Origin of the sequence: Streptomyces tibetensis (assembly GCF_040647715.1) — a bacterium.
Classification (GTDB): Bacteria; Actinomycetota; Actinomycetes; order Streptomycetales; family Streptomycetaceae; genus Streptomyces; species Streptomyces tibetensis_A.
This window is the reverse complement of sequence record NZ_JBEZCR010000002.1, coordinates 298,298-319,871: the sequence shown is the minus strand read 5'-3', so window position 1 is coordinate 319,871 and position 21,574 is coordinate 298,298. Positions and strand designations below refer to the sequence as shown.

Annotated in this window: 31 protein-coding genes; all 31 read right to left on the bottom strand. The window is 68.0% G+C overall.

Features of this window, described 5'->3' with window-relative positions; all coding sequences use genetic code 11:
* Positions 1 to 79: 79 nt before the first annotated feature.
* The 31 genes from AB0B29_RS06045 to AB0B29_RS05895 all read right to left on the bottom strand — a co-directional run bounded on the left by AB0B29_RS06045 (position 80) and on the right by AB0B29_RS05895 (position 21,573).
* Entirely contained in the window at positions 80 to 1,102 is a 1,023-nt protein-coding gene (locus tag AB0B29_RS06045) for a DNA-directed RNA polymerase subunit alpha (protein ID WP_003966937.1), read from the bottom strand.
* A gap of 153 nt (positions 1,103 to 1,255) precedes the next feature.
* Complete coding sequence (gene rpsK / locus AB0B29_RS06040; RefSeq protein WP_003956432.1) at positions 1,256 to 1,660, bottom strand: 30S ribosomal protein S11; 405 nt, start codon at positions 1,658 to 1,660, stop codon at positions 1,256 to 1,258.
* 64 nt (positions 1,661 to 1,724) lie between these two features.
* Positions 1,725 to 2,105 carry a 30S ribosomal protein S13 gene (rpsM, locus tag AB0B29_RS06035; protein WP_004984507.1) on the bottom strand — a complete coding sequence of 127 codons (381 nt, stop codon included), beginning with the start codon at positions 2,103 to 2,105 and terminating at the stop codon, positions 1,725 to 1,727.
* 188 nt (positions 2,106 to 2,293) lie between these two features.
* Positions 2,294 to 2,407, bottom strand: coding sequence for a 50S ribosomal protein L36 (gene rpmJ, locus AB0B29_RS06030; protein WP_003974245.1), 114 nt, complete (start codon positions 2,405 to 2,407; stop codon positions 2,294 to 2,296).
* 59 nt (positions 2,408 to 2,466) lie between these two features.
* Complete coding sequence (infA, locus tag AB0B29_RS06025; protein ID WP_003948620.1) at positions 2,467 to 2,688, bottom strand: translation initiation factor IF-1; 222 nt, start codon at positions 2,686 to 2,688, stop codon at positions 2,467 to 2,469.
* Positions 2,689 to 2,924: 236 nt separating this feature from the next.
* Entirely contained in the window at positions 2,925 to 3,761 is an 837-nt protein-coding gene (gene map, locus AB0B29_RS06020) for a type I methionyl aminopeptidase (protein ID WP_362234549.1), read from the bottom strand.
* 133 nt (positions 3,762 to 3,894) lie between these two features.
* The gene (locus AB0B29_RS06015) at positions 3,895 to 4,557 is read right to left on the bottom strand and encodes an adenylate kinase (protein ID WP_362234546.1); all 663 of its coding nucleotides are present in this window, start codon (positions 4,555 to 4,557) and stop codon (positions 3,895 to 3,897) included.
* Positions 4,557 to 5,870 (bottom strand): preprotein translocase subunit SecY, encoded by a 1,314-nt coding sequence (secY, locus tag AB0B29_RS06010; protein ID WP_362234543.1) that lies wholly within the window; start codon positions 5,868 to 5,870, stop codon positions 4,557 to 4,559. Before secY ends, AB0B29_RS06015 begins: the two co-directional genes overlap by 1 nt.
* 243 nt (positions 5,871 to 6,113) lie before the next feature.
* Positions 6,114 to 6,569 carry a 50S ribosomal protein L15 gene (gene rplO, locus AB0B29_RS06005; protein WP_023547373.1) on the bottom strand — a complete coding sequence of 152 codons (456 nt, stop codon included), beginning with the start codon at positions 6,567 to 6,569 and terminating at the stop codon, positions 6,114 to 6,116.
* A 2-nt stretch (positions 6,570 to 6,571) separates the two neighbouring features.
* Positions 6,572 to 6,754, bottom strand: coding sequence for a 50S ribosomal protein L30 (gene rpmD, locus AB0B29_RS06000; RefSeq protein ID WP_003974250.1), 183 nt, complete (start codon positions 6,752 to 6,754; stop codon positions 6,572 to 6,574).
* A gap of 2 nt (positions 6,755 to 6,756) precedes the next feature.
* Positions 6,757 to 7,362: a 30S ribosomal protein S5 gene (rpsE, locus tag AB0B29_RS05995; protein ID WP_009190144.1), complete on the bottom strand. Its 606-nt coding sequence runs from the start codon at positions 7,360 to 7,362 to the stop codon at positions 6,757 to 6,759.
* 41 nt (positions 7,363 to 7,403) lie between these two features.
* On the bottom strand, positions 7,404 to 7,787 hold the full coding sequence (rplR, locus tag AB0B29_RS05990) for a 50S ribosomal protein L18 (protein ID WP_007494754.1): 384 nt from the start codon (positions 7,785 to 7,787) through the stop codon (positions 7,404 to 7,406).
* A 3-nt stretch (positions 7,788 to 7,790) separates the two neighbouring features.
* A complete protein-coding gene (gene rplF, locus AB0B29_RS05985; RefSeq protein ID WP_053674524.1) occupies positions 7,791 to 8,330 on the bottom strand; it encodes a 50S ribosomal protein L6 in 540 nt (179 codons plus the stop codon).
* Positions 8,331 to 8,354: 24 nt separating this feature from the next.
* Complete coding sequence (rpsH, locus tag AB0B29_RS05980) at positions 8,355 to 8,753, bottom strand: 30S ribosomal protein S8 (protein WP_030839654.1); 399 nt, start codon at positions 8,751 to 8,753, stop codon at positions 8,355 to 8,357.
* Positions 8,754 to 8,994: 241 nt separating this feature from the next.
* Positions 8,995 to 9,180 carry a type Z 30S ribosomal protein S14 gene (locus AB0B29_RS05975; RefSeq protein ID WP_003948630.1) on the bottom strand — a complete coding sequence of 62 codons (186 nt, stop codon included), beginning with the start codon at positions 9,178 to 9,180 and terminating at the stop codon, positions 8,995 to 8,997.
* A gap of 5 nt (positions 9,181 to 9,185) precedes the next feature.
* Positions 9,186 to 9,743: a 50S ribosomal protein L5 gene (gene rplE, locus AB0B29_RS05970; RefSeq protein WP_362234540.1), complete on the bottom strand. Its 558-nt coding sequence runs from the start codon at positions 9,741 to 9,743 to the stop codon at positions 9,186 to 9,188.
* On the bottom strand, positions 9,743 to 10,066 hold the full coding sequence (gene rplX / locus AB0B29_RS05965; protein ID WP_053674523.1) for a 50S ribosomal protein L24: 324 nt from the start codon (positions 10,064 to 10,066) through the stop codon (positions 9,743 to 9,745). The genes rplE and rplX overlap by 1 nt, the downstream gene beginning before the upstream one ends.
* A 2-nt stretch (positions 10,067 to 10,068) precedes the next feature.
* Positions 10,069 to 10,437: a 50S ribosomal protein L14 gene (rplN, locus tag AB0B29_RS05960; protein WP_041985720.1), complete on the bottom strand. Its 369-nt coding sequence runs from the start codon at positions 10,435 to 10,437 to the stop codon at positions 10,069 to 10,071.
* Between the two features lie 135 nt (positions 10,438 to 10,572).
* Positions 10,573 to 10,860 (bottom strand): 30S ribosomal protein S17, encoded by a 288-nt coding sequence (gene rpsQ, locus AB0B29_RS05955; protein ID WP_030839660.1) that lies wholly within the window; start codon positions 10,858 to 10,860, stop codon positions 10,573 to 10,575.
* Positions 10,860 to 11,084 (bottom strand): 50S ribosomal protein L29, encoded by a 225-nt coding sequence (gene rpmC, locus AB0B29_RS05950; RefSeq protein WP_010036720.1) that lies wholly within the window; start codon positions 11,082 to 11,084, stop codon positions 10,860 to 10,862. The genes rpsQ and rpmC overlap by 1 nt, the downstream gene beginning before the upstream one ends.
* Entirely contained in the window at positions 11,084 to 11,503 is a 420-nt protein-coding gene (gene rplP, locus AB0B29_RS05945) for a 50S ribosomal protein L16 (RefSeq protein ID WP_003992362.1), read from the bottom strand. Before rplP ends, rpmC begins: the two co-directional genes overlap by 1 nt.
* Before the next feature lie 5 nt (positions 11,504 to 11,508).
* A complete protein-coding gene (gene rpsC, locus AB0B29_RS05940) occupies positions 11,509 to 12,339 on the bottom strand; it encodes a 30S ribosomal protein S3 (protein WP_030317320.1) in 831 nt (276 codons plus the stop codon).
* Entirely contained in the window at positions 12,339 to 12,686 is a 348-nt protein-coding gene (gene rplV / locus AB0B29_RS05935) for a 50S ribosomal protein L22 (RefSeq protein WP_053674521.1), read from the bottom strand. Before rplV ends, rpsC begins: the two co-directional genes overlap by 1 nt.
* Positions 12,687 to 12,728: 42 nt before the next feature.
* Complete coding sequence (rpsS, locus tag AB0B29_RS05930) at positions 12,729 to 13,010, bottom strand: 30S ribosomal protein S19 (protein WP_003992359.1); 282 nt, start codon at positions 13,008 to 13,010, stop codon at positions 12,729 to 12,731.
* Between the two features lie 12 nt (positions 13,011 to 13,022).
* Positions 13,023 to 13,859, bottom strand: a complete 837-nt coding sequence (rplB, locus tag AB0B29_RS05925; protein WP_031141294.1) for a 50S ribosomal protein L2 — start codon at positions 13,857 to 13,859, stop codon at positions 13,023 to 13,025.
* A gap of 40 nt (positions 13,860 to 13,899) precedes the next feature.
* Positions 13,900 to 14,319: a 50S ribosomal protein L23 gene (gene rplW / locus AB0B29_RS05920; protein WP_333932837.1), complete on the bottom strand. Its 420-nt coding sequence runs from the start codon at positions 14,317 to 14,319 to the stop codon at positions 13,900 to 13,902.
* Positions 14,319 to 14,975 carry a 50S ribosomal protein L4 gene (gene rplD, locus AB0B29_RS05915; RefSeq protein WP_362234535.1) on the bottom strand — a complete coding sequence of 219 codons (657 nt, stop codon included), beginning with the start codon at positions 14,973 to 14,975 and terminating at the stop codon, positions 14,319 to 14,321. The genes rplW and rplD overlap by 1 nt, the downstream gene beginning before the upstream one ends.
* 8 nt (positions 14,976 to 14,983) lie before the next feature.
* Entirely contained in the window at positions 14,984 to 15,628 is a 645-nt protein-coding gene (gene rplC, locus AB0B29_RS05910; RefSeq protein ID WP_033308969.1) for a 50S ribosomal protein L3, read from the bottom strand.
* Between the two features lie 17 nt (positions 15,629 to 15,645).
* A complete protein-coding gene (rpsJ, locus tag AB0B29_RS05905; protein ID WP_003948644.1) occupies positions 15,646 to 15,954 on the bottom strand; it encodes a 30S ribosomal protein S10 in 309 nt (102 codons plus the stop codon).
* A gap of 472 nt (positions 15,955 to 16,426) precedes the next feature.
* Positions 16,427 to 17,182 carry a thioesterase II family protein gene (locus tag AB0B29_RS05900; RefSeq protein ID WP_362234532.1) on the bottom strand — a complete coding sequence of 252 codons (756 nt, stop codon included), beginning with the start codon at positions 17,180 to 17,182 and terminating at the stop codon, positions 16,427 to 16,429.
* Positions 17,179 to 21,573: an amino acid adenylation domain-containing protein gene (locus AB0B29_RS05895; RefSeq protein WP_362234529.1), complete on the bottom strand. Its 4,395-nt coding sequence runs from the start codon at positions 21,571 to 21,573 to the stop codon at positions 17,179 to 17,181. The genes AB0B29_RS05900 and AB0B29_RS05895 overlap by 4 nt, the downstream gene beginning before the upstream one ends.
* Position 21,574: the final 1 nt, after the last annotated feature.

The window sequence follows — 21,574 nt, the reverse complement described above, 5'->3', positions numbered from 1 at the left end:
TCGATATGCGACTCCGTCGCGTGGGCGCGATCAAGCACAGCGCACCCGCACCCGAGTACGGACCGAATGGCCCGAGCTCTTAGTACTGCTCGGTCTCCACGAACCCGGCGTCCGCGTCGTCGTCCGCACCGAAGGCGTCGGCGGCAGCGGTGGGGTCGAACCCGGGAGGCGAGTCCTTGAGCGCCAGGCCCATACCCGCCAGCTTCGCCTTGACCTCGTCGATCGACTTCGCACCGAAGTTGCGGATGTCGAGCAGGTCGGCCTCGGAGCGCGCGACCAGCTCACCCACGGAGTGGATGCCCTCACGCTTGAGGCAGTTGTACGACCGAACGGTGAGCTCCAGCTCCTCGATCGGCAGCGCCAGGTCGGCGGCCAGGGCGGCGTCCGTCGGGGACGGGCCCATGTCGATGCCCTCGGCGTCGATGTTGAGCTCGCGGGCCAGACCGAACAGCTCGACCAGGGTCTTACCGGCCGACGCCATGGCGTCACGCGGACGCATGGCCTGCTTGGTCTCGACGTCGACGATCAGCTTGTCGAAGTCGGTCCGCTGCTCGACACGCGTGGCCTCGACCTTGTACGTGACCTTGAGCACCGGCGAGTAGATGGAGTCGACCGGGATCCGGCCGATCTCCTGGCCGACCTGCTTGTTCTGCACGGCGGAGACGTAACCGCGGCCACGCTCGACCGTGAGCTCCATCTCCAGCTTGCCCTTGCCGTTGAGCGTGGCGAGGACCAGGTCGGGGTTGTGCACCTCGACACCGGCCGGGGGCGCGATGTCGGCGGCGGTGACCAGACCCGGGCCCTGCTTGCGCAGGTACATCACGACCGGCTCGTCGTGCTCCGAGGAGACGACCAGCTGCTTGATGTTGAGGATCAGGTCGGTGACGTCCTCCTTGACGCCCGGCACGGTGGTGAACTCGTGCAGCACGCCGTCGATGCGGATGGACGTGACCGCCGCACCCGGGATCGAGGAGAGGAGGGTCCGGCGCAGGGAGTTGCCGAGGGTGTAACCGAAGCCCGGCTCCAGCGGCTCGATCACGAACCGGGAGCGGAACTCGTCGACGACCTCTTCGGTCAACGAGGGACGCTGAGCGATCAGCATGTGTGGATCAGATCCTTCTTTCGTGGACGCCCGCTATTTGACGCCCGACGGAAACCGCACCGGGGAAGTGCGGGTACTGCAAGGGTACGGGCGATACGGCCCTTTTCGGAGCCGTACCGCCCGGAACCACGGTCTGCGTGCAGCAGCCTCGCGTCAGACGCGGCGGCGCTTCGGCGGACGGCAGCCGTTGTGGGGGGTCGGGGTGACGTCCTGGATGGAGCCGACCTCGAGGCCCGTGGCCTGCAGGGAGCGGATCGCGGTCTCACGACCGGAACCCGGGCCCTTCACGAACACGTCGACCTTGCGCATGCCGTGCTCCTGGGCGCGGCGGGCAGCCGACTCGGCGGCCATCTGCGCGGCGAACGGCGTGGACTTCCGGGAGCCCTTGAAGCCGACGTGGCCGGCGGAGGCCCAGGAGATCACGTTGCCGGACGGGTCCGTGATCGAGACGATCGTGTTGTTGAACGTGCTCTTGATGTGCGCGTGGCCGTGAGCGACGTTCTTCTTTTCCTTGCGGCGCACCTTCTTGGCAGCGCCCTGACGACCCTTGGGGGGCATCTATAACTCCTACGGGAGGTGGTCGGTCCTACAGCGAAGACCGTGGACAGGCGTCCGCTGTGGACTACTTCTTGCCCGGCTTCTTCTTGCCGGCGATGGCGCGACGCGGACCCTTGCGGGTACGAGCGTTGGTGCTGGTGCGCTGACCGCGGACGGGCAGACCACGACGGTGACGGAGACCCTGGTAGGTGCCGATCTCGACCTTGCGGCGGATGTCGGCCTGGATCTCGCGACGGAGGTCACCCTCGGTCTTGATGTTGTTGTCGACGTACTCGCGGATCGCGACCAGCTGCTCCTCGGAGAGGTCCCGAACACGGGTGTTCGGGTCCACGCCGGTGGCGGCCAGCGTCTGCTGGGAGAGGGTCCGGCCGATGCCGAACACGTAGGTGAGGGCGATCTCCACGCGCTTTTCGCGCGGGATGTCAACACCGGAAACGCGTGCCATTCAATGGCTCCAGTTACTTGACGGAGGTCTTCCGCAGGAACCGACTCCCAGCCGCCGTACCAGGTACGAACTGGGTCCCCGGCCTCCGACCGGGGGTGTCAGGCGTGTTCGCCTGGGCCCTGCGTATGAACTATTCAGCTTGCGTCGCGCGAAGACTCTGCGAGGAAGGCAGAGGGATCGGTCGTGCGTCAGCCCTGGCGCTGCTTGTGGCGCGGGTTGTCGCAGATGACCATGACCCGGCCGTGACGGCGGATCACCCTGCACTTGTCGCAGATCTTCTTGACGCTCGGCTTGACCTTCATGGGATTGAGGTTCTCCGGGTCAGTGCCACCACCCCGCCGGAACGGGATGCGGGCAAGATCTACTTGTAGCGGTAGACGATCCGGCCACGGGTCAGGTCGTACGGAGACAGCTCCACCACGACCCGGTCGTCAGGGAGGATGCGGATGTAGTGCATGCGCATCTTGCCGCTGATGTGTGCCAGGACCTGGTGGCCGTTCTGGAGCTCGACCTTGAACATGGCGTTCGGCAGAGACTCGACGACAGTGCCCTCGATCTCGATGGCACCTTGCTTCTTGGCCACGCTTCGCCCTTCGAATCGACTACCTTGATCGACTCTGTGCGGGGCGCATGCAGGCATGCGGGTACACAAGAGCCGACGAGTCAGTCTACGACAGGCCCCTCAGAAACACGAATCGAGAGAGCCTGCCCCAGCGGGCAGCCCTTTAAGCGCCCCTTCAGGGGCGCGGGGAACTGCGCGAACAACCACAACGAACCCGCAGCCGCCGGACGACTCGACCGTCCCGGAGGGCGCGGCGCTCAGCCCAGCGGATCCGGCGCGGCCACGATCCCCAGCTCGGCGAGCTTCGCCTTCCCCCCGTCGGGAGACGTCAGCACGAGCGGCCCCTCTTCGGTCAGGGCGACCGAGTGCTCCCAGTGCGACGACCACGTACCGTCCGTCGTGATGACGGTCCAGTCGTCCTCGAGGACCTCGGTCTTCGGCGTCCCCAGGGACACCATCGGCTCGATGGCCAGGCAGAAGCCGGGCACCAGCTTCGGGCCCTTGCCACGCCGCCGGTCGACGTAGTTCAGCAGGTGCGGGTCCATGTGCATCTCGGTGCCGATGCCGTGGCCGCCGTAGTCCTCGATGATCCCGTACTTGCCCCCGCCGGGCTTGGGCTGGCGGCGGATGTACGTCTCGATGGCCCGGGAGACGTCGACCAGGCGGTTGCCCTGCTTCATGGCGGCGATGCCGGCCCACATCGACTTCTCGGTCACCCGGGAGAGCTCGACGAGCTCCGGCGCGTGACCGGAGCCGACGAAGGCGGTGAAGGCCGCGTCGCCGTGCCAGCCGTCGATGATCGCACCGCAGTCGATGGAGATGACGTCCCCGTCCTTGAGGACGACGTCGTCGGACGGGATGCCGTGGACGACGACCTCGTTCACGGACGTGCAGATCGTCGCCGGGAAGCCGCCGTAGCCGAGGAAGTTCGGCTTGGCGTTGTGCTCGGCGAGCACCTTGCGGGCGACCTGGTCCAGATCCTTCGTCGTGGCCCCGGGTACGGCGGCCTCACGGGTCGCCGCGTGGATGGCGGCGACGACCAGTCCCGCCTCACGCATCTTGGCGATCTGCTCGGGGCTCTTGATCTGCACCATGGGAGCTACGGCCTTTCTGGACCTTCGGCGACGACGAACGCCTTCAACGATACGGGGCCGCGCGTCCGGCCCCCTCCACACAGCAGCCGCGGCACCCCGAGGGGAAACCGCGGCCGTAGCTGCGTACGGACGGCTACTTGCCGTCCTCGCCACGCTTCAGCGCCTCCATGGCGCGGGTCGTGACGTCCTCCACCTTGCCGAGCGCGGAGATCGTGACCACGAGGCCCTGGGCCTTGTAGTAGTCGATGATCGGCTCGGTCTGGGTGTGGTAGACCTCCAGGCGCGTGCGCACCGTCTCCTCGGAGTCGTCGTCGCGCTGGTACAGCTCGCCGCCGCAGACGTCGCAGACGCCGTCCTTGGCCGGCTGCTTGTACGTCACGTGGAAGACGTGCGAGGAGTCGTTGCGGCAGATGCGCCGCCCGGCGATCCGCTTGACGACCTCGTCCTCGGGGACCTCCAGGTCCAGCACGGCGTCGAGCTGCATGCTCTCGGTCTCGAGAAGCTCGTCCAGCGCCTCGGCCTGCGAGACGTTGCGCGGGAAGCCGTCCAGCAGGAAGCCGTTCTCGGCGTCCGGCTGCTCCATGCGGTCCTTCGCCATGGCGATGGTGACCTCGTCCGGCACCAGGTTGCCCGCGTCCATGTACGACTTCGCCAGTTTGCCGAGTTCCGTCTGCCGACTGATGTTGGCCCGGAACAGGTCGCCCGTGGAGATGTGCGGGATCGACAGGTTCTTGGCGAGGAACGCGGCCTGCGTTCCCTTGCCGGCACCCGGCGGCCCGACGAGGACGATACGCATCAGCGGAGGAACCCTTCGTAATTGCGCTGCTGGAGCTGGCTCTCGATCTGCTTCACCGTCTCGAGACCGACACCCACGATGATCAGGATGCTGGTCCCGCCGAACGGGAAGTTTTGGTTTGCCCCGAACCCAACCAACGCCATCGTCGGTACGAGAGCGATCAGTCCCAGATACAGCGAACCCGGCCAGGTGATCCGGTTGAGTACGTAGCTCAGGTACTCAGCGGTCGGTCGGCCAGCCCGGATGCCCGGGATGAAGCCACCATACTTCTTCATGTTGTCGGCGACTTCCTCGGGGTTGAAGGAGATCGCCACATAGAAGAACGCGAAGAACACGATCAGCAGGAAGTACGAAATGATGTAGTACGGGTGGTCGCCCTTGACGAAGTGTTGCTCGATCCAGGTCTTCCACTCCGACTTGCCTCCGGCGAACTGGGCGATCAGCGCCGGGATGTACAGCAGCGACGAGGCGAAGATGACGGGGATCACACCCGCCTGGTTCACCTTGAGCGGGATGTAGGTGGACGTACCGCCGTAGGAACGGCGGCCGATCATGCGCTTGGCGTACTGCACCGGGATGCGGCGCTGGGCCTGCTCGACGAAGACCACCAGGCCGACCATGACGAGGCCGACCAGGATCACGGTGCCGAACTCGATCCAGCCGCCGGCCAGGGAGCCCTGCTTCTTGATGGCCCACAGGGCGGACGGGAAGGTGGCGGCGATCGAGATGAACATCAGGATCGACATGCCGTTGCCGATGCCGCGGTCGGTGATGAGCTCACCGAGCCACATCACGGCCGCCGTGCCGGCGCACATCGTGATGACCATGGTGATGGTGACGAAGATCGACTGGTCGGGGACGATCTGGCTGGCCACCGGGCAGCCCTGGAACAGGGCGCCGCTGCGGGCGGTGGCGACGAGGCCGGTGCCCTGAAGGACAGCGAGGGCGATCGTCAGGTAGCGGGTGTACTGCGTGATCTTCGCCGTGCCGGCCTGGCCCTCCTTCTTCAGGGCTTCCAGGCGCGGGATCACCACGGTCAGCAGCTGCAGAATGATGCTCGCCGTGATGTACGGCATGATGCCCAGGGCGAAGATCGTGATCTGCAGCAGCGCGCCGCCGGAGAACATGTTGACCAGGCCGAAGAGGCCCTGGTTGGCCTGGGCGTTGTCGATACAGGTCTGGACGTTCCGGTAGTCGACGCCGGGGATCGGGATGTGCGTACCGACCCGGTAGACCACGATGATGCCGAGCGTGAAGAGCAGCTTCTTGCGCAGGTCGGGCGTCTTGAACGCCCGGGCGAACGCGGTGAGCACGGTGCCTCCTGCGACCCCCGCGCGACTGCGTCAAGGGTGACGTCTTGAGAGTCCAATAGAACAACGACATGGGTAACGGTCAACTGCCGCCCAGAGTGCCCGTAGTACAGCACCCTGTGAAAGTGGGCAGTGCAGGCCACCTTACCGGCGAGACTGCCGCCCTAGGAACGACCGACCGGGGATACCCCATTTGTGGGGTATCCCCGGTCGGGATCGCTCAGGTCATCGAGACGCCTGTGGTGTTCAGACGAGCTCGGTGACAGTACCGCCGGCGGCGGTGATCTTCTCCTTGGCGGAGCCGGAGACGGCGTCGACCGTCACCTGCAGCGCCACGGAGATCTCGCCCTGGCCGAGGACCTTGACGAGGCTGTTCTTGCGAACGGCCCCCTTGGCCACCAGACCCTCGACGGTGACCTCGCCACCCTCGGGGTAGAGCGCGGCCAGCTTGTCGAGGTTGACGACCTGGAACTCGGTCTTGAACGGGTTCTTGAAGCCCTTCAGCTTCGGGAGACGCATGTGGAGGGGCATCTGGCCACCCTCGAAGCGCTCCGGAACCTGGTAACGGGCCTTCGTGCCCTTGGTACCACGACCGGCCGTCTTACCCTTCGACGCCTCACCACGACCCACACGGGTCTTGGCGGTCTTGGCGCCCGGGGCGGGACGGAGGTTGTGGATCTTGAGCGGGTTCTGCTCCGCCATGATCAGTCGACCTCCTCGACCGTCACGAGGTGGCGGACGGTGTGCACCATGCCGCGGAACTCGGGACGATCCTCCTTGACGACCTGCGTGTTGATGCCCTTGAGACCAAGGGAACGCAGGGTGTCGCGGTGGTTCTGCTTGCTGCCGATGTAGGACTTGACCTGCGTAATCTTGAGCTGCGCCATGATTACGCACCCGCCCCGGCACGCGCACGCAGGAGAGCCGCGGGGGCGACGTCCTCGAGGGGCAGACCACGGCGGGCCGCGATCTCCTCGGGACGCTGCAGACCCTTGAGGGCCTCCACGGTCGCGTGCACGATGTTGATCGCGTTGTCGGAGCCGAGCGACTTCGACAGCACGTCGTGGATACCGGCGCACTCGAGCACGGCACGCACCGGACCACCGGCGATAACACCGGTACCGGGCGACGCGGGCTTCAGGAGCACGACGCCGGCAGCCTTCTCACCCTGGATGGGGTGCGGGATGGTGCCCTGGATGCGGGGGACCTTGAAGAAGTGCTTCTTGGCCTCCTCAACGCCCTTGGCGATGGCGGCCGGCACCTCCTTGGCCTTGCCGTATCCGACACCCACGGTGCCGTCACCGTCGCCCACCACGACCAGCGCGGTGAAGCTGAAGCGACGACCACCCTTCACAACCTTGGCGACGCGGTTGATCGCGACGACGCGCTCAACGTACGCGGTCTTCTCGGCGGCAGCAGCGCCGCCGTCACGGCCCTTCCGGTCCCGCCGCTCGCCGCCACCGGCACCGCCACCGCGGCGCTGGGGTCCAGCCATTGGAATTACCTCTCTCTGTTTCCGCTAGCTACGGAACCGACTCAGAACTTGAGTCCGGCCTCGCGGGCGGCGTCCGCCAGGGCGGCGATGCGCCCCGCGTACTGGTTACCACCACGGTCGAACACGACGGCCTCGACACCGGCGGCCTTGGCGCGCTCGGCGACCAGGGCGCCGACCTGCTTGGCCTGCGCGGACTTGTCGCCCTCGCCACCGCGGATCGAGGTGTCCAGGGTGGACGCCGACGCCAGGGTGTGACCCTTGATGTCGTCGATCACCTGGGCCACGATGTGGCGGTTCGAGCGGGTGACGACCAGGCGCGGACGCTCCGCCGTACCGTTGATGTGCTTACGGATACGAATGTGGCGGCGCTTGATCGCGGCGCGCTTGTAGGCGTCGCCCTTGAGGATCTTCTGCCCGTATGCCATGGCTTACTTACCCGCCTTTCCGACCTTGCGGCGGATGACTTCGCCCTCGTACTTGACGCCCTTGGCCTTGTACGGGTCGGGCTTGCGCAGCTTGCGGATGTTGGCCGCAACCTCGCCGACCTTCTGCTTGTCGATGCCCTCGACCGAGAAACGGGTCGGGGACTCCACCTTGAAGGTGATGCCCTCGGGGGCCTCGACCAGGATCGGGTGGCTGTAGCCCAGGGAGAACTCCAGGTTGGAGCCCTTGGCCAGGACACGGTAGCCGACACCGCTGATTTCGAGCTTCTTGACGTATCCCGTGGTCACACCGGTGATCATGTTCGCCACCAGCGTGCGGGACAGGCCGTGCAGGGCCTTGCTCTGCCGCTCGTCGTTCGGCCGCAGCACCTGAAGGGTGCCGTCCTCGGCCTTCGCGATGTCGATCGGCGCGATGACGGTGTGGGTCAGTTCGCCCTTGGGGCCCTTGACCGAGACCGTACGGCCGTCGATGGTGACGTCCACGCCGGCGGGAACCGGGATGGGGAGCTTGCCGATACGCGACATTGCTGTCTCTCCTCCGTTCCCGAATTACCAGACGTAGGCGAGGACTTCCCCACCCACGCCCTTCTTCTGCGCCTGCTTGTCGGTCAGGAGACCGTGGGACGTGGAGATGATGGCCACGCCCAGGCCGCCGAGAACCTTCGGCAGGTTGGTGGACTTCGCGTACACCCGGAGACCGGGCTTGGAGATCCGCTTGATGCCCGCGATGGAGCGCTCACGGTTGGGGCCGAACTTCAGCTCCAGGACGAGGTTCTTGCCGACCTCGGCGTCCTCGACCTTCCAGCCCGTGATGAAGCCCTCCTGCTGGAGGATCTCCGCGATGTGCGACTTGATCTTGGACGCCGGCATCGTCACGGAGTCGTGGTATGCCGAGTTCGCGTTCCGCAGACGCGTCAGCATGTCTGCGATCGGATCAGTCATGGTCATGAATTGGCCTTCGGCCTCTCTCGCCGGGGTTTCCTGGTGCGCCATCCCTCTCCCCGATCCGAGACGGGACGGGTGCGGCGCGGTGGACCTACGGCGTAGTAAGCATTCAATGAGCGGACAGGTGTCCGCGGCGTACGGGCGGCGGCAGACGCCCAACCCCACAAGCCTAAGCCATGCGGGCCGGGCGTCCTGCCACCCCTACGTGCTTACCGAGAGCCCTGCGAATCCCTTGTAAGGGGGATTACCAGGAGCTCTTGGTCACGCCCGGCAGCTCGCCACGGTGAGCCATCTCACGAAGGCACACGCGGCAGAGGCCGAACTTGCGGTACACGGAGTGCGGGCGGCCGCAACGCTGGCAACGGGTGTAGCCACGCACACCGAACTTGGGCTTGCGAGCAGCCTTAGCGATCAGAGCCTTCTTCGCCATCTCGCTCACGCCTCCTTGAAGGGGAAGCCGAGGTGACGAAGGAGCGCGCGGCCCTCAGCGTCGTTGGTCGCCGTGGTCACCACGGTGATGTCCATACCCCGGGTGCGGTCGATCTTGTCCTGGTCGATCTCGTGGAACATGACCTGCTCCGTGAGACCGAAGGTGTAGTTGCCACGGCCGTCGAACTGCTTGGGGGACAGGCCGCGGAAGTCGCGGATGCGCGGCAGCGCGAGCGACAGGGTGCGGTCCAGGAACTCCCACATGCGGTCGCCACGAAGCGTGACGTGGGCACCGATCGGCTGGCCCTCACGCAGCTTGAACTGCGCGATGGACTTGCGGGCCTTGGTGACGGCCGGCTTCTGACCGGTGATCGTGGTGAGGTCCTTGATGGCACCCTCGATCAGCTTGGAGTCGCGGGCGGCGTCGCCCACACCCATGTTGACCACGATCTTGACGAGACCGGGGATCTGCATGACGTTCTCGTACTTGAACTCGTCACGCAGCTTGCCCGTGATCTCGTCACGGTACTTCTGCTTCAGACGCGGGCTGGTGGTGGTCGTCATCAGATGTCCTCACCCGTCCGCTTGGCAACGCGGATCTTGTTGCCTTCGTCGTCGAAGCGGTAACCGACGCGGGTCACGACCTTGTTGCCGTCCTTCTCCACGACCAGCTGGACGTTGGAGACGTGGATCGGCGCCTCGGTGGTGACGATGCCGCCGGCCTGCGAACCGCGAGCCGTCGGACCGGCCTTGGTGTGCTTCTTGACCCGGTTGACACCCTCGACCAGGACGCGCTCGTCGCGCGGGTAAGCGGCAATGACCTTGCCCTGCTTGCCCTTGTCCTTACCCGTGATGACCTGGACCAGGTCGCCCTTCTTGATCTTCATGCTCACAGCACCTCCGGCGCGAGGGAGATGATCTTCATGAACTTCTTCTCGCGCAGCTCCCGGCCCACCGGGCCGAAGATACGGGTGCCACGAGGGTCGCCGTCGTTCTTGAGAATGACGGCGGCGTTCTCGTCGAAGCGGATGTACGAGCCGTCCGGACGGCGGCGCTCCTTGACGGTGCGAACGATGACCGCCTTGACGACGTCACCCTTCTTCACGTTGCCACCGGGGATCGCGTCCTTGACGGTGGCGACGATGACGTCACCGACACCCGCGTAGCGGCGACCGGAGCCACCGAGCACACGGATGCAAAGGATCTCCTTCGCACCAGTGTTGTCGGCGACACGCAGTCGCGACTCCTGCTGGATCACGTCTATCTCCTGATTGTCTGCCGGTTCCCGGGGAGAAGCGTGAATGACTCACGCGTCTCCCCGAGCCTGGCGGAACGATTCCTAGGGGGTCCCCCTAGGAGGGATGTGCTTGCCTTCGGAATCCCCTTGCGGGAATTACTTGGCCTTCTCGAGGATCTCGACGACGCGCCAGCGCTTCGTCGCGGACAGCGGCCGGGTCTCCATGAGGAGGACACGGTCGCCGACACCCGCGGCGTTCTGCTCGTCGTGGGCCTTGAGCTTGCTCGTACGGCGGATGACCTTGCCGTACAGCGCGTGCTTGACGCGGTCCTCGACGGCGACGACGACGGTCTTGTCCATCTTGTCGCTGACGACCAGACCCTCACGGGTCTTGCGGAAACCGCGGTCCGTCTTGGTCTCTTCAGTCACGTTGCTCTCGCTCATCAGGCGCTCTCCACCGTCTCGATGCCCAGCTCGCGCTCACGCATCAGGGTGTAGATCCGCGCGATGTCCTTACGGACGGCCTTGAGCCGGCCGTGGTTCTCGAGCTGGCCCGTCGCCGCCTGGAAGCGGAGGTTGAACAGCTCTTCCTTGGCCTCGCGGAGCTTGTTGAGGAGCTCCTCGTTGCCCAGCTCGCGCAGCTCGGACGCCTTGGTACCGGCCGACATCACGCTTCACCTGCCTCGCGCTTGACGATCTTGCACTTCATCGGCAGCTTGTGAGCCGCACGGGTCAGGGCCTCGCGCGCGATCTTCTCGTTGGGGTACGACAGCTCGAACATCACGCGTCCGGGCTTGACGTTGGCGATCCACCACTCAGGAGAACCCTTACCGGAACCCATGCGGGTCTCGGCGGGCTTCTTGGTGAGGGGGCGGTCCGGGTAGATGTTGATCCAGACCTTGCCGCCACGCTTGATGTGGCGGGTCATGGCGATACGAGCGGCCTCGATCTGGCGGTTCGTCACGTACGCCGGGGTCAGCGCCTGGATGCCGTACTCGCCGAACGCGACCTGCGTGCCACCCTTGGACATGCCGTTGCGCTTGGGGTGGTGCTGCTTGCGGTGCTTGACCCTACGGGGGATCAGCATGACGGTCAGGCCTCCGTTCCGGTGCTCTCAGCCGGAGCGGCGGCGGCGGGAGCCTCGGCCTTGGGGGCCTCGGCACCGGCAGCCTGCTGCGGCTTGCGACCGCGCCCGCCACGCTCGCCACCACGGCCACCACGGGCCGGGCGGTCGGCGCCACCACGGGCCGGGCGGTTACCCGCACGGGCCGCAGCGTTCTCGGCGCGGACCTCGGCGATGTTCTTGACGTCGCCCTTGTAGATCCAGACCTTCACGCCGATGCGGCCGAAGGTCGTCTTGGCCTCGAAGAAGCCGTAGTCCACGTTCGCGCGGAGCGTGTGCAGGGGCACGCGGCCCTCGCGGTAGAACTCCGAGCGGGACATCTCGGCGCCACCGAGGCGGCCACCGCACTGGATCTTGATGCCCTTGGCGCCGGCCTTCATCGCCGACTGCATGCTCTTACGCATGGCACGGCGGAAGGAGACGCGGGAGGAGAGCTGCTCGGCGACGGCCTGGGCAACCAGCTGAGCGTCGGTCTCGGGGTTCTTGACCTCGAGGATGTTCAGCTGGACCTGCTTGCCCGTGAGCTTCTCGAGGTCACCGCGGATGCGGTCGGCCTCGGCGCCACGGCGGCCGATGACGATGCCCGGACGAGCGGTGTGGATGTCCACACGCACGCGGTCACGGGTGCGCTCGATCTCGACCTTGGAGATGCCGGCGCGCTCCATGCCGGACGTCATCATCCGACGGATGGCGACGTCTTCCTTGACGTAGTCCTTGTACAGCTTGTCGGCGTACCAACGCGACTTGAAGTCGGTCGTGACACCGAGCCGGAACCCGTGCGGGTTTACCTTCTGGCCCATTACCGGGTTCCTTCCTTGCTGCTGACGACCACGGTGATGTGGCTGGTCCGCTTGCGGATCCGGTAGGCGCGGCCCTGGGCACGCGGACGGAACCGCTTCAGGGTCGGGCCCTCGTCGACGTAGGCCTCGGAGACGAAGAGGCTGTCGACATCGGTGTGGTCGTAGTTGTGCGCGGCGTTGGCGATGGCGCTGTCCAGCACCTTGCCGACCGGCTGGCTCGCGGCCTGCGGGGCGAAACGCAGGACCGCCTGAGCCTCCGTGGCGTCGAGGCCACGGATGAGGTCCACCACGCGGCGGGCCTTCATGGGCGTGACGCGGATGTACCGCGCCTGGGCCCTGGCTTCCATGGTTGTCCTTCCAGTGTCTGTCATGGTCATTCCACCCCGCGCTTAGCGGCGCTTCGACTTCCGGTCGTCCTTGACGTGACCCCGGAAGGTGCGCGTCGGCGAGAACTCGCCGAGCTTGTGGCCGACCATCGACTCGGTGACGAACACCGGAATGTGGGTCTTGCCGTTGTGCACCGCGAGCGTGTGGCCGAGCATGGCCGGCACGATCATGGAGCGACGGGACCAGGTCTTGATGACGTTCTTGGTGCCCGCTTCGTTCTGGGCGTCCACCTTCTTGATCAGGTGGTCGTCGACGAAGGGCCCCTTCTTCAAGCTACGAGGCATCTCAACCCGTCCTTAGCGCTTCTTGTTCGTCTTGCGGCGGCGGACGATGTACTTGTTCGACGCCTTCTTGGGCGAACGAGTACGGCCTTCCTTCTTGCCCCAGGGGGACACCGGGTGGCGACCACCCGAGGTACGGCCTTCGCCACCACCGTGCGGGTGGTCCACCGGGTTCATGACCACACCACGCACGGTCGGGCGGACGCCCAGCCAGCGCTTACGGCCCGCCTTACCCCAGTTGATGTTGCTCTGCTCGGCGTTGCCCACCTCGCCGACCGTGGCGCGGCAGCGCTGGTCGACCAGGCGGATCTCACCGGACGGCATGCGGAGGTGGGCCATCGAGCCCTCCTTCGCGAGCAGCTGCACCGAGGCGCCGGCGGAGCGGGCGAACTTCGCACCGCCGCCCGGACGCAGCTCGATGGCGTGCAGCGTGGTACCGACCGGGATGTTGCGCAGGGCAAGGTTGTTGCCCGGCTTGATGTCGGCCCCGGGACCGTTCTCGACGCGGTCGCCCTGGCTCAGGCCACGCGGCGCGAGGATGTAGCGCTTCTCGCCGTCCGCGTAGTGCAGGAGCGCGATGCGCGCGGTGCGGTTGGGGTCGTACTCGATGTGCGCGACCTTCGCCGGCACGCCGTCCTTGTCGTGACGACGGAAGTCGATCACGCGGTAGGCGCGCTTGTGGCCACCACCCTGGTGGCGGACGGTCACACGACCGGAGTTGTTACGGCCACCCTTGCTGTGCAGGGGGCGGACCAACGACTTCTCCGGCGTGGACCGCGTGACCTCGACGAAGTCGGCGACGCTGGAGCCACGACGGCCCGGCGTAGTCGGCTTGTACTTGCGGATTCCCATTTCTCAGTCCTCGTCCGATATCGGACGATCCGGACCGCCCTTAGGCGGTCGGACCGCCGAAGATGTCGATACGGTCGCCCTCAGCGAGGGTCACGATCGCGCGCTTGGTGGACGCACGCTGGCCGAAGCCGGTGCGGGTCCGCTTGCGCTTGCCCTGGCGGTTGATCGTGTTGACCCCGGTGACCTTGACCGAGAAGACCGCCTGGACGGCCTGCTTGATCTGGGTCTTGTTGGCGCTCGGGTCCACGATGAACGTGTACTTGCCCTCGTCGAGAAGCGCGTAGCTCTTCTCGGAGACGACCGGCTTGAGCAGCACGTCACGGGGGTCCGTGAAGGACTTGCTCAGCGGGGTCTCGACGGTGTTCTTGCCCTCGGTCGCGTGGCGACGCGCCTTGGCGACGCGAGCGGCCTTGGCCTTCTTCGCCGCCTTGGAGGCGATAGCGGGGTGACGGATAGCCATCAGGCCTCGCTCCCTTCGGTGTCGTTGGCCTTCGGGCCGGACACGAAGGACTCGAAGGCGGCCTGGGTGAAGACCACGTCGTCCGAGACGAGAACGTCGTACGTGTTCAGCTGGCCCGGCTCCAGGATGTGGATCTGGGGCAGGTTGCGGGCGGACAGCCACGCGGCCTCGTCGGCGCGGTCGACGACCAGGAGCAGGTTCTTGCGCTCCGAGATCTTGCCGAACAGCGTCTTGGCGGCCTTCGTCGACGGGTTGTCACCCTCGACGACGCCGGAGACGACGTGGATGCGGTTGTGGCGGGCCCGGTCGGTGAGGGCGTGACGCAGCGCGGCAGCCTTCATCTTCTTGGGCGTCCGCTGCGAGTAGTCACGTGGCACGGGACCGTGCACGACGCCACCACCGGCGAACTGCGGCGCGCGGGTCGAACCCTGACGGGCGCGACCGGTGCCCTTCTGGCGGTACGGCTTCTTGCCACCGCCGCGGACTTCGCCACGGGTCTTGGTCTTGTGCGTGCCCTGGCGGGCAGCGGCCAGCTGTGCGACGACGACCTGGTGGATCAGCGGGATGCTGACCTTCTCGACGTCGAAGATCTCCGCGGGGAGCTCGACGGAACCGGCCTTGTCGCCCGCCGGCGAAAGGATGTCAACAGTGCTCATCGGTTACCTCAGGCCCCCTTGGCCGCGGTGCGGACCAGGACGAGGCCGCCGTTCGGACCGGGAACCGCGCCCTTGATGAGCAGCAGACCCTTCTCCGCGTCAACGGCGTGGACGGTCAGGTTCTGGGTGGTGACCCGCTCGTTGCCCATGCGACCCGCCATGCGGAGGCCCTTGAACACACGGCCCGGGGTGGCGCAGCCACCGATGGAACCGGGAGAGCGGTGCTTGCGCTGGGTGCCGTGTCCGGCGCCGAGGCCCTTGAAGTTGTGACGCTTCATGACACCGGCGAAGCCCTTGCCCTTGCTCTTGCCGGTCACGTCGACCTTGATGCCGGCCTCGAACACCTCGGCGGTGATCTCCTGGCCGAGGGTGTACTCGCTGGCGTCAGCGGTACGGATCTCGACGAGGTGGCGGCGGGGAGTGACGTCGGCCTTGGCGAAGTGGCCCTTGAGGGGCTTGTTCACCTTGCGCGGGTCGATCTCGCCGAACGCGATCTGGACGGACTCGTAGCCGTCGACATCGTTCGTGCGGACCTGGGTGACGACGTTGGGGCCGGCCTTGACGACGGTGACCGGAACAACACGGTTGTTCGCGTCCCACACCTGCGTCATGCCGAGCTTCTCGCCCAGGATGCCCTTGATCTGCTTAGCCATCGTTCAGATCACCGGCCTCAGAGCTTGATCTCGATGTCGACACCGGCCGGGAGGTCGAGTCGCATCAGAGAGTCAACGGTCTTGGGGGTCGGGTCGAGGATGTCGATCAGGCGCTTGTGCGTGCGCATCTCGAAGTGCTCGCGCGAGTCCTTGTACTTGTGCGGCGACTTGATGACGCAGTACACGTTCTTCTCAGTGGGCAGCGGCACCGGGCCCGCGACCGACGCACCAGTACGCGTCACCGTCTCGACGATCTTCTTCGCCGAGCTGTCGATGACCTCGTGGTCGTAGGCCTTGAGCCGGATGCGGATCTTCTGTCCCGCCATGGCTACTCAGTAGTCCTGTCTCTTCTCACGCTCTGGAACCCGGCGGATTCCTTTTGCTGCCTTCGCTTGCTCCGACCCCCGCGGTCGGGCGTGTCGCACTCTCGCTGACACGGATGTCCCTTGTTCGAACATCCCTGCTGGGAATGCACACGGCCCTTACGGAACCGCAGGCCGGGGGCGAAGGCCCACCGGGTGCCTGGCCGGTGCCGCACTGTCACTTCCCGAAAGATTCCCGTACGTCCGCCCCAGCGCTGCCGTGTGGCAGTTAGGGCGACGAGTACTGTGGGACTCGCTTCCGGTCCCCCCGGCGGGAGGCGCGCAGCATCAACACTCGACCGAGCAACTCGGACAGTCTGCCATAGGGGGCGGGGGCTACGCCAATCGAGCCGGAGAGAATACCCCGGGGGTGACGTAGGTCAAACCCGGGCGCCCCCGCTGACGCGACGCCCCGGTCGCATCGCCGTCCGGTCCCCTACAAGAGGGCGGGGCAGCGGTCGAGGAGGTCGGCGACCAGGTCACGCGTATGGTCCGCCAGGTAGAAGTGGCCGCCGGGGAAGGCGCGCAGGGCGAAGCCCGAGGCGGTCACTGCCTGCCAGGCGCCGACGGCCGGTTCGGGGACGTCCCGGTCCTCCGTTCCGCAGTAGGCGGCGACGGGACAGGGGAGAGTCACGACCCGGGGCTCGTAAGTGTCGAGCAGCCGGTAGTCGGCCCGGACGGCCGGCAGCACCAGGGAACGCAGCTCCCGATGGGCGAGGGCCTGGGCGGGGGTGCCGCCCAGGGCGCTCACCTCGGCCATGAGGCCGTCGTCGTCCAGGTGCGCCACTGCCCGGGCGCGGTGCGCCGACCCGGGACCGTGGCGGGCGGACACGCCGAGCAGCGACGGCGGCCGCCCCCGGACTGCCAGCCGGGCCGCGACCTCGTAGGCGACGGACGCTCCCATGCTGTGACCGAAGAACACCACGGGCCGGTCGAAGAGGGGCGCGCTCGCGTGGGTGATCTCCTCGGCGAGCTGCTCCATCGACTCGGCGAACGGATCCGCCAGCCGGTCCTCCCGGCCGGGGTAGCGGACCGCGAACAGCTCCGCGTCGCCTGGCACCGCCTTCACCCACGGCACGAAGTAGCTCGCCGCGCCTCCGGCGTGCGGGAAGCAGACGACCCGCACCCTCGGCTCGGGGCAGCGGTTCAGGCTCCGCAGCCAGCGCCCTGTCCTCTCCAGCTTCTCCTTCACCGCGTCCGCCCCGCGGGACGGGAGGGGAACATGCGGCGTTCGGCCTCGGTCAGGATGTCGACGGATCCGATCCGGCGCGCGGGATCGGTGACCACGGCGGCGAGGAGGCGGGCGTACCGTTCCGTCAGCGCCTGGGCGGTCTGCGCCTCGAAGAGGTCCGTGCGGTACTGGAGCCTGCCCTCGATCGGGCCCTCCTCTGTTTCGGCCAGCTGGAACGTGAGATCGAACTTCACCGACGACAGCGCCACGGGGTGCGGCGTGGCCCGGACCCCGGGCAGCCGGAGAGTGGCGGGAGGCGTGTTGCGCAGCGAGAGCATCGTCTGGAACAGCGGGTGGTACGCGGGGCTGCGCACCGGCTGCGTCGCCTCGACCACCTGGTCGAATCCGATGTCCTGATGAGCGTAGTCGACGAGGTCGGCGTCCCGCACGGCGGTGAGGAGGTCGGCGAAGGACGGGTTCCCCGACGTGTCGGTGCGGAGCACCAGACTGTTCACAAAGCAGCCGATGGTGTCCTCGTACGAGGGGTGCGTGCGTCCGGCCACCACGGCCCCGATCGGTATGTCGGTGCCCGCGCCCAGCCGGGTGAGCAGCGCCGCCAGAGCGGCGTGGAGCACCATGAACAGGCTTGCCCCGGCCCCGGCCGCGACCTCTCGGGCTCGGGAGACGGTCTCGGCGTCGAGGGTGAAGCGGGCCTCGGCGCCCTCGGCGTTCGCGACCGCCGGCCGGAGCCGGTCCACGGGCAGCTCGACGCGGTCCGGCAGGCCCTGCAGCCGCTCCCGCCAGTAGGAGATCTGCTCCGTGAGGTCTCTGGCCTGCTCGCGAAGCGCGTACTCGGTGTACGGCGTGACTGGGTCCCAGGCAGGGGCCCGGCTCGCGCGGCGGGCGGCGTAGGCCGTGCTCAGATCTCGGCCGAGCAGACCGAGGGACCAGCCGTCCAGCGCGATGTGGTGGCCCACGACGAGCAGGACGGCGTCGTCGGGGCCGATCTCGAACAGCACCGCGCGCACCGGGGGGCTTTCGGCCAGCCGCCAGTCGGTGCCGAGCTCCGCCTGGACGGCCCGGTCGAGTGCGTCCGACTCGATCCGGTGGACGGTCAGGTCGGGCAGCCTGTCGGTGACCAGCTGGCGCGGCTCGCCGTCGACCTCCGGGTAGACGGTGCGCAGCGCCTCGTGCCGTAGGGCGGTGTCAGCGAGGGCCTGGCGCAGAATGCCGTGGTCGACGTGTCCGGTGAGCCGCACTGCCCACGGCACCGTGTAGCTGGGGCCCGCCATCTGGTCCAGGAACCACAGCCTGCGCTGGCCGGGTGAAAGTGGGATCACATCCCGTTCGAGTGCGGCGGGGGCCGGGGCCGGGGCCGGGGCGGTCCGAGGGGTCAGCGCCGCCGCGAGATCGGACACCGTCGGGTGGTCGAACAGCACGCGCAGCGACACCTCGGTGCCGAGTGCGGCGCGGACGCGGGTGATCACCTGGGTGGCGGACAGGGAATGGCCGCCGAGCGCGAAGAAGTCGTCGTCCAGACCCACGTCGGGGATGCCCAGGACGTCCGCGAACGCCTGTCGCACGGCCGCCTCCCGCTCGTCCCGCGGCGTGGCGGAGCCGGCCGACCCTCGGAAGTCGGGGGCGGGCAGCGCCGCCCGGTCGAGTTTCCCGTTCGGGTTGAGCGGCAGCTCGTCGACGGACACGAAGGCGGCCGGGACCAGGTGCCGGGGCAGCGTGGCGGTGGCGTGGGCCCGGAGCTCGGCGCCGGAGGCAGTGCCCACCACGTAGGCGACGAGTTGTTTCTGGCCGGTGGCGTCCTCCCGGGCGAGGACGACGGCGGTGGTGACACCGGGACAGCCGGCGAGCGCGGACTCGACCTCGCCCGGTTCGATGCGGAAGCCGCGGATCTTCACCTGTTCGTCGGTGCGGCCCAGGTAGTCAAGATCGCCGTCCGGGGTGCAGCGCACGAGGTCACCGGTGCGGTACATGCGCTCGCCGGGTCGGCCGAACGGGTCGGCGAGGAACCGCTGGGCGGTCAGCGCGGGCCGGCCCGGATAACCGTCGGCGATGCCGGCCCCGGCCAGATACAGCTCGCCTTCGGTGCCCGGCGGAACCGGCTGCAACGCCGGGTCGAGGACGTACGCCCGGCGGCCCGCAAGCGGGCGCCCGATCAGTGGCTTGGCCTGCGGATCGTCGGAGGCGCGCCAGGCAGTGGCATAGACGGTCGCCTCCGTCGGCCCGTAGAGGTTGAGGATCTCGCACTCCGAGAGGTGCGACCTGAGCTCCGCGACCAGAGCCGCGGGGAGGGCCTCGCCGGCCAGGACGACGGTCTCGGCGGCGAACGGCGCGGCGGTCTGTCGGAGCAGCCCGGCCACGGCCGAGGGCACCCCGCTGAGCAGGCTGCCCTTCCAGGGGCGCTCCGTCAGGGCGAGCAGGTCGGGGACGAGTTCCACCGTGCCGCCGGCCGCGAGCGGGACGAAGAGCTCGAACACCGAAACGTCGAAGTTGAGCGAGGTCGCGGCCAGGACGTGGCGCAGCCGGTGGGTGCCGAATTCGGTGACGCCCCAGTCCACGAACTCGGCCATGGCGGCGGCGGAAACGCTGACGCCCTTGGGGGTGCCGGTGGAACCGGAGGTGTAGATGACGTAGGCCGGGGCTTCGGGAACGACGGGGGTACCGGCCAACGCGGGTGTGCCGTCGGCGGTCTCTTCCGGCGCCTCCGGCTCATCGAACCCCAGCACGGGAACCTGTGTCCCGACGTGGTCGGTGTCATCCGTCAGGAGCAGAACGGGGGCGGCGTCCCGCAGCATGAAGCGGATGCGGTCGCCGGGGTAGGAGGGATCCACCGGCAGGTAGCCGGCGCCGGTCTTGAGGACGGCCAGCAGAGCGACCGGGAGCCGGGTCGTACGGGCCAGTGACAGGGCCACCAGGGTGCCCGGCCGGGCACCGTGGGCCCGGAGCCGGACCGCGAGACGGGCTGCCCGCTCGTCCAGTTCACGGTAGGTCAGGCTGTCGTCGCCGCTGACGACGGCGACCGCCTCCGGTGCCTCGGCGACCCGGGCGGCGATCATGGCGTGCACCCCGGGTATCCTGCGCCTCTCCTGGACCGGCTCGGCCGTCGGCGAGGGGCCGGCCTCGTCGGCGGTGCGCAGCGGAGCGGTGCCGATCGGGGCGCCTTGGGCAAGGGCGGCCAGGAAGACCGCGAAGCGGGCGGTGTGGCCAGCCAGGTCGGACGGTGAGTACAGCGCCGGGTTGGCATCGAGGTCGATGCGGACCCGGTCCCGGGCCGCCCGGTCGGTCACGCAGGAGAAGGACAGGTCGAAGACCGGTCCGTGCGCGAGGCCTCGCACGGTCGCGGGGTGCTCCCCGAAGCGCAGGTCGCGGTGGAACGGCAGGACGTTCACCAGGGGGCCGAAGACGGCGTCGCCGGTCCGCAGGTCGCGGCGCAGGTGCTCGAACCGGTACCGCTGGCGGCGCAGCGCCCGCCACACGGCACCGGCGACCTGGTCGGTCAGTTCGGGCAGCGTCCGGGCACCGTCCACCCGCACCCGCAGCGGCACGATGTTCGAAGCCGTACCAGCGAAGGCCTGGGCCGCCGCGCCGACCCGGCCGGGGGTCGGCAGGCCGAGCACGACGTCGCGTGCCCCGGTCATGCGGGAGAGGTAGGCCGCGACGCCCGCGATCAGGGCCGGGGACAGTTGAGCGGCGTTGTTCCCGGCGGCCCGGACCAGGCCGTCGGCGGTGCCGGGGGGCAGCACCAGGGAGCGGCGGTGGAACCGGCCGGGCACGGGTGCCGACCGGCCGGCGATCGTGGCCGGCGGTACGGGCAGGCCGCGCAGGTGCTCCAGCCAGTGGGCGCGATCCGCGTCCCGCGCGGGGGATGCCTTGTAGGCGGCGTCCGCGTCGAGCATGGCCTGTTGGCTGGTGAACCGCTGTGCGGGAAGGCCGGGCCGGGCGTACAGCTCGGCCACCCGCCGGGTGACCAGGGCATGCCCGTAGCCGTCCATCACGATGTGGTGCGCACGCTGGTACCACAGGTGGCGTCGGGGTCCCAGGACGAACAGTGCCTGGGTGAACAGCGGGCCACGGGAGAGGTCGACCGGGCGAGCGAGATCGGCGGCCATGCGCGCGTGTGCGGCGGCCTGCGGGTCGTCGTGTTCCTGCACATCGGTGACTTCCACGCGCCACGGCGACAGGTCGGCGGCCAGCACGGGGCCGTCCGGGCCGTCGGCGATCGTCACCCGCAGGGTCCCGGTCTCCTCGACCGCCCGGTGCACGGCGGCCACGAAGGCGGGCACGTCCACGGGTCCGTCGATGTCGACGTACTGGGCCCCCTGGTAGCCGGTTCCCGACGGGTCGAGTTGGTGCGCGTACCAGATGCCGAGCTGGGCGTCGGTCAGCGGCTGCGTCATG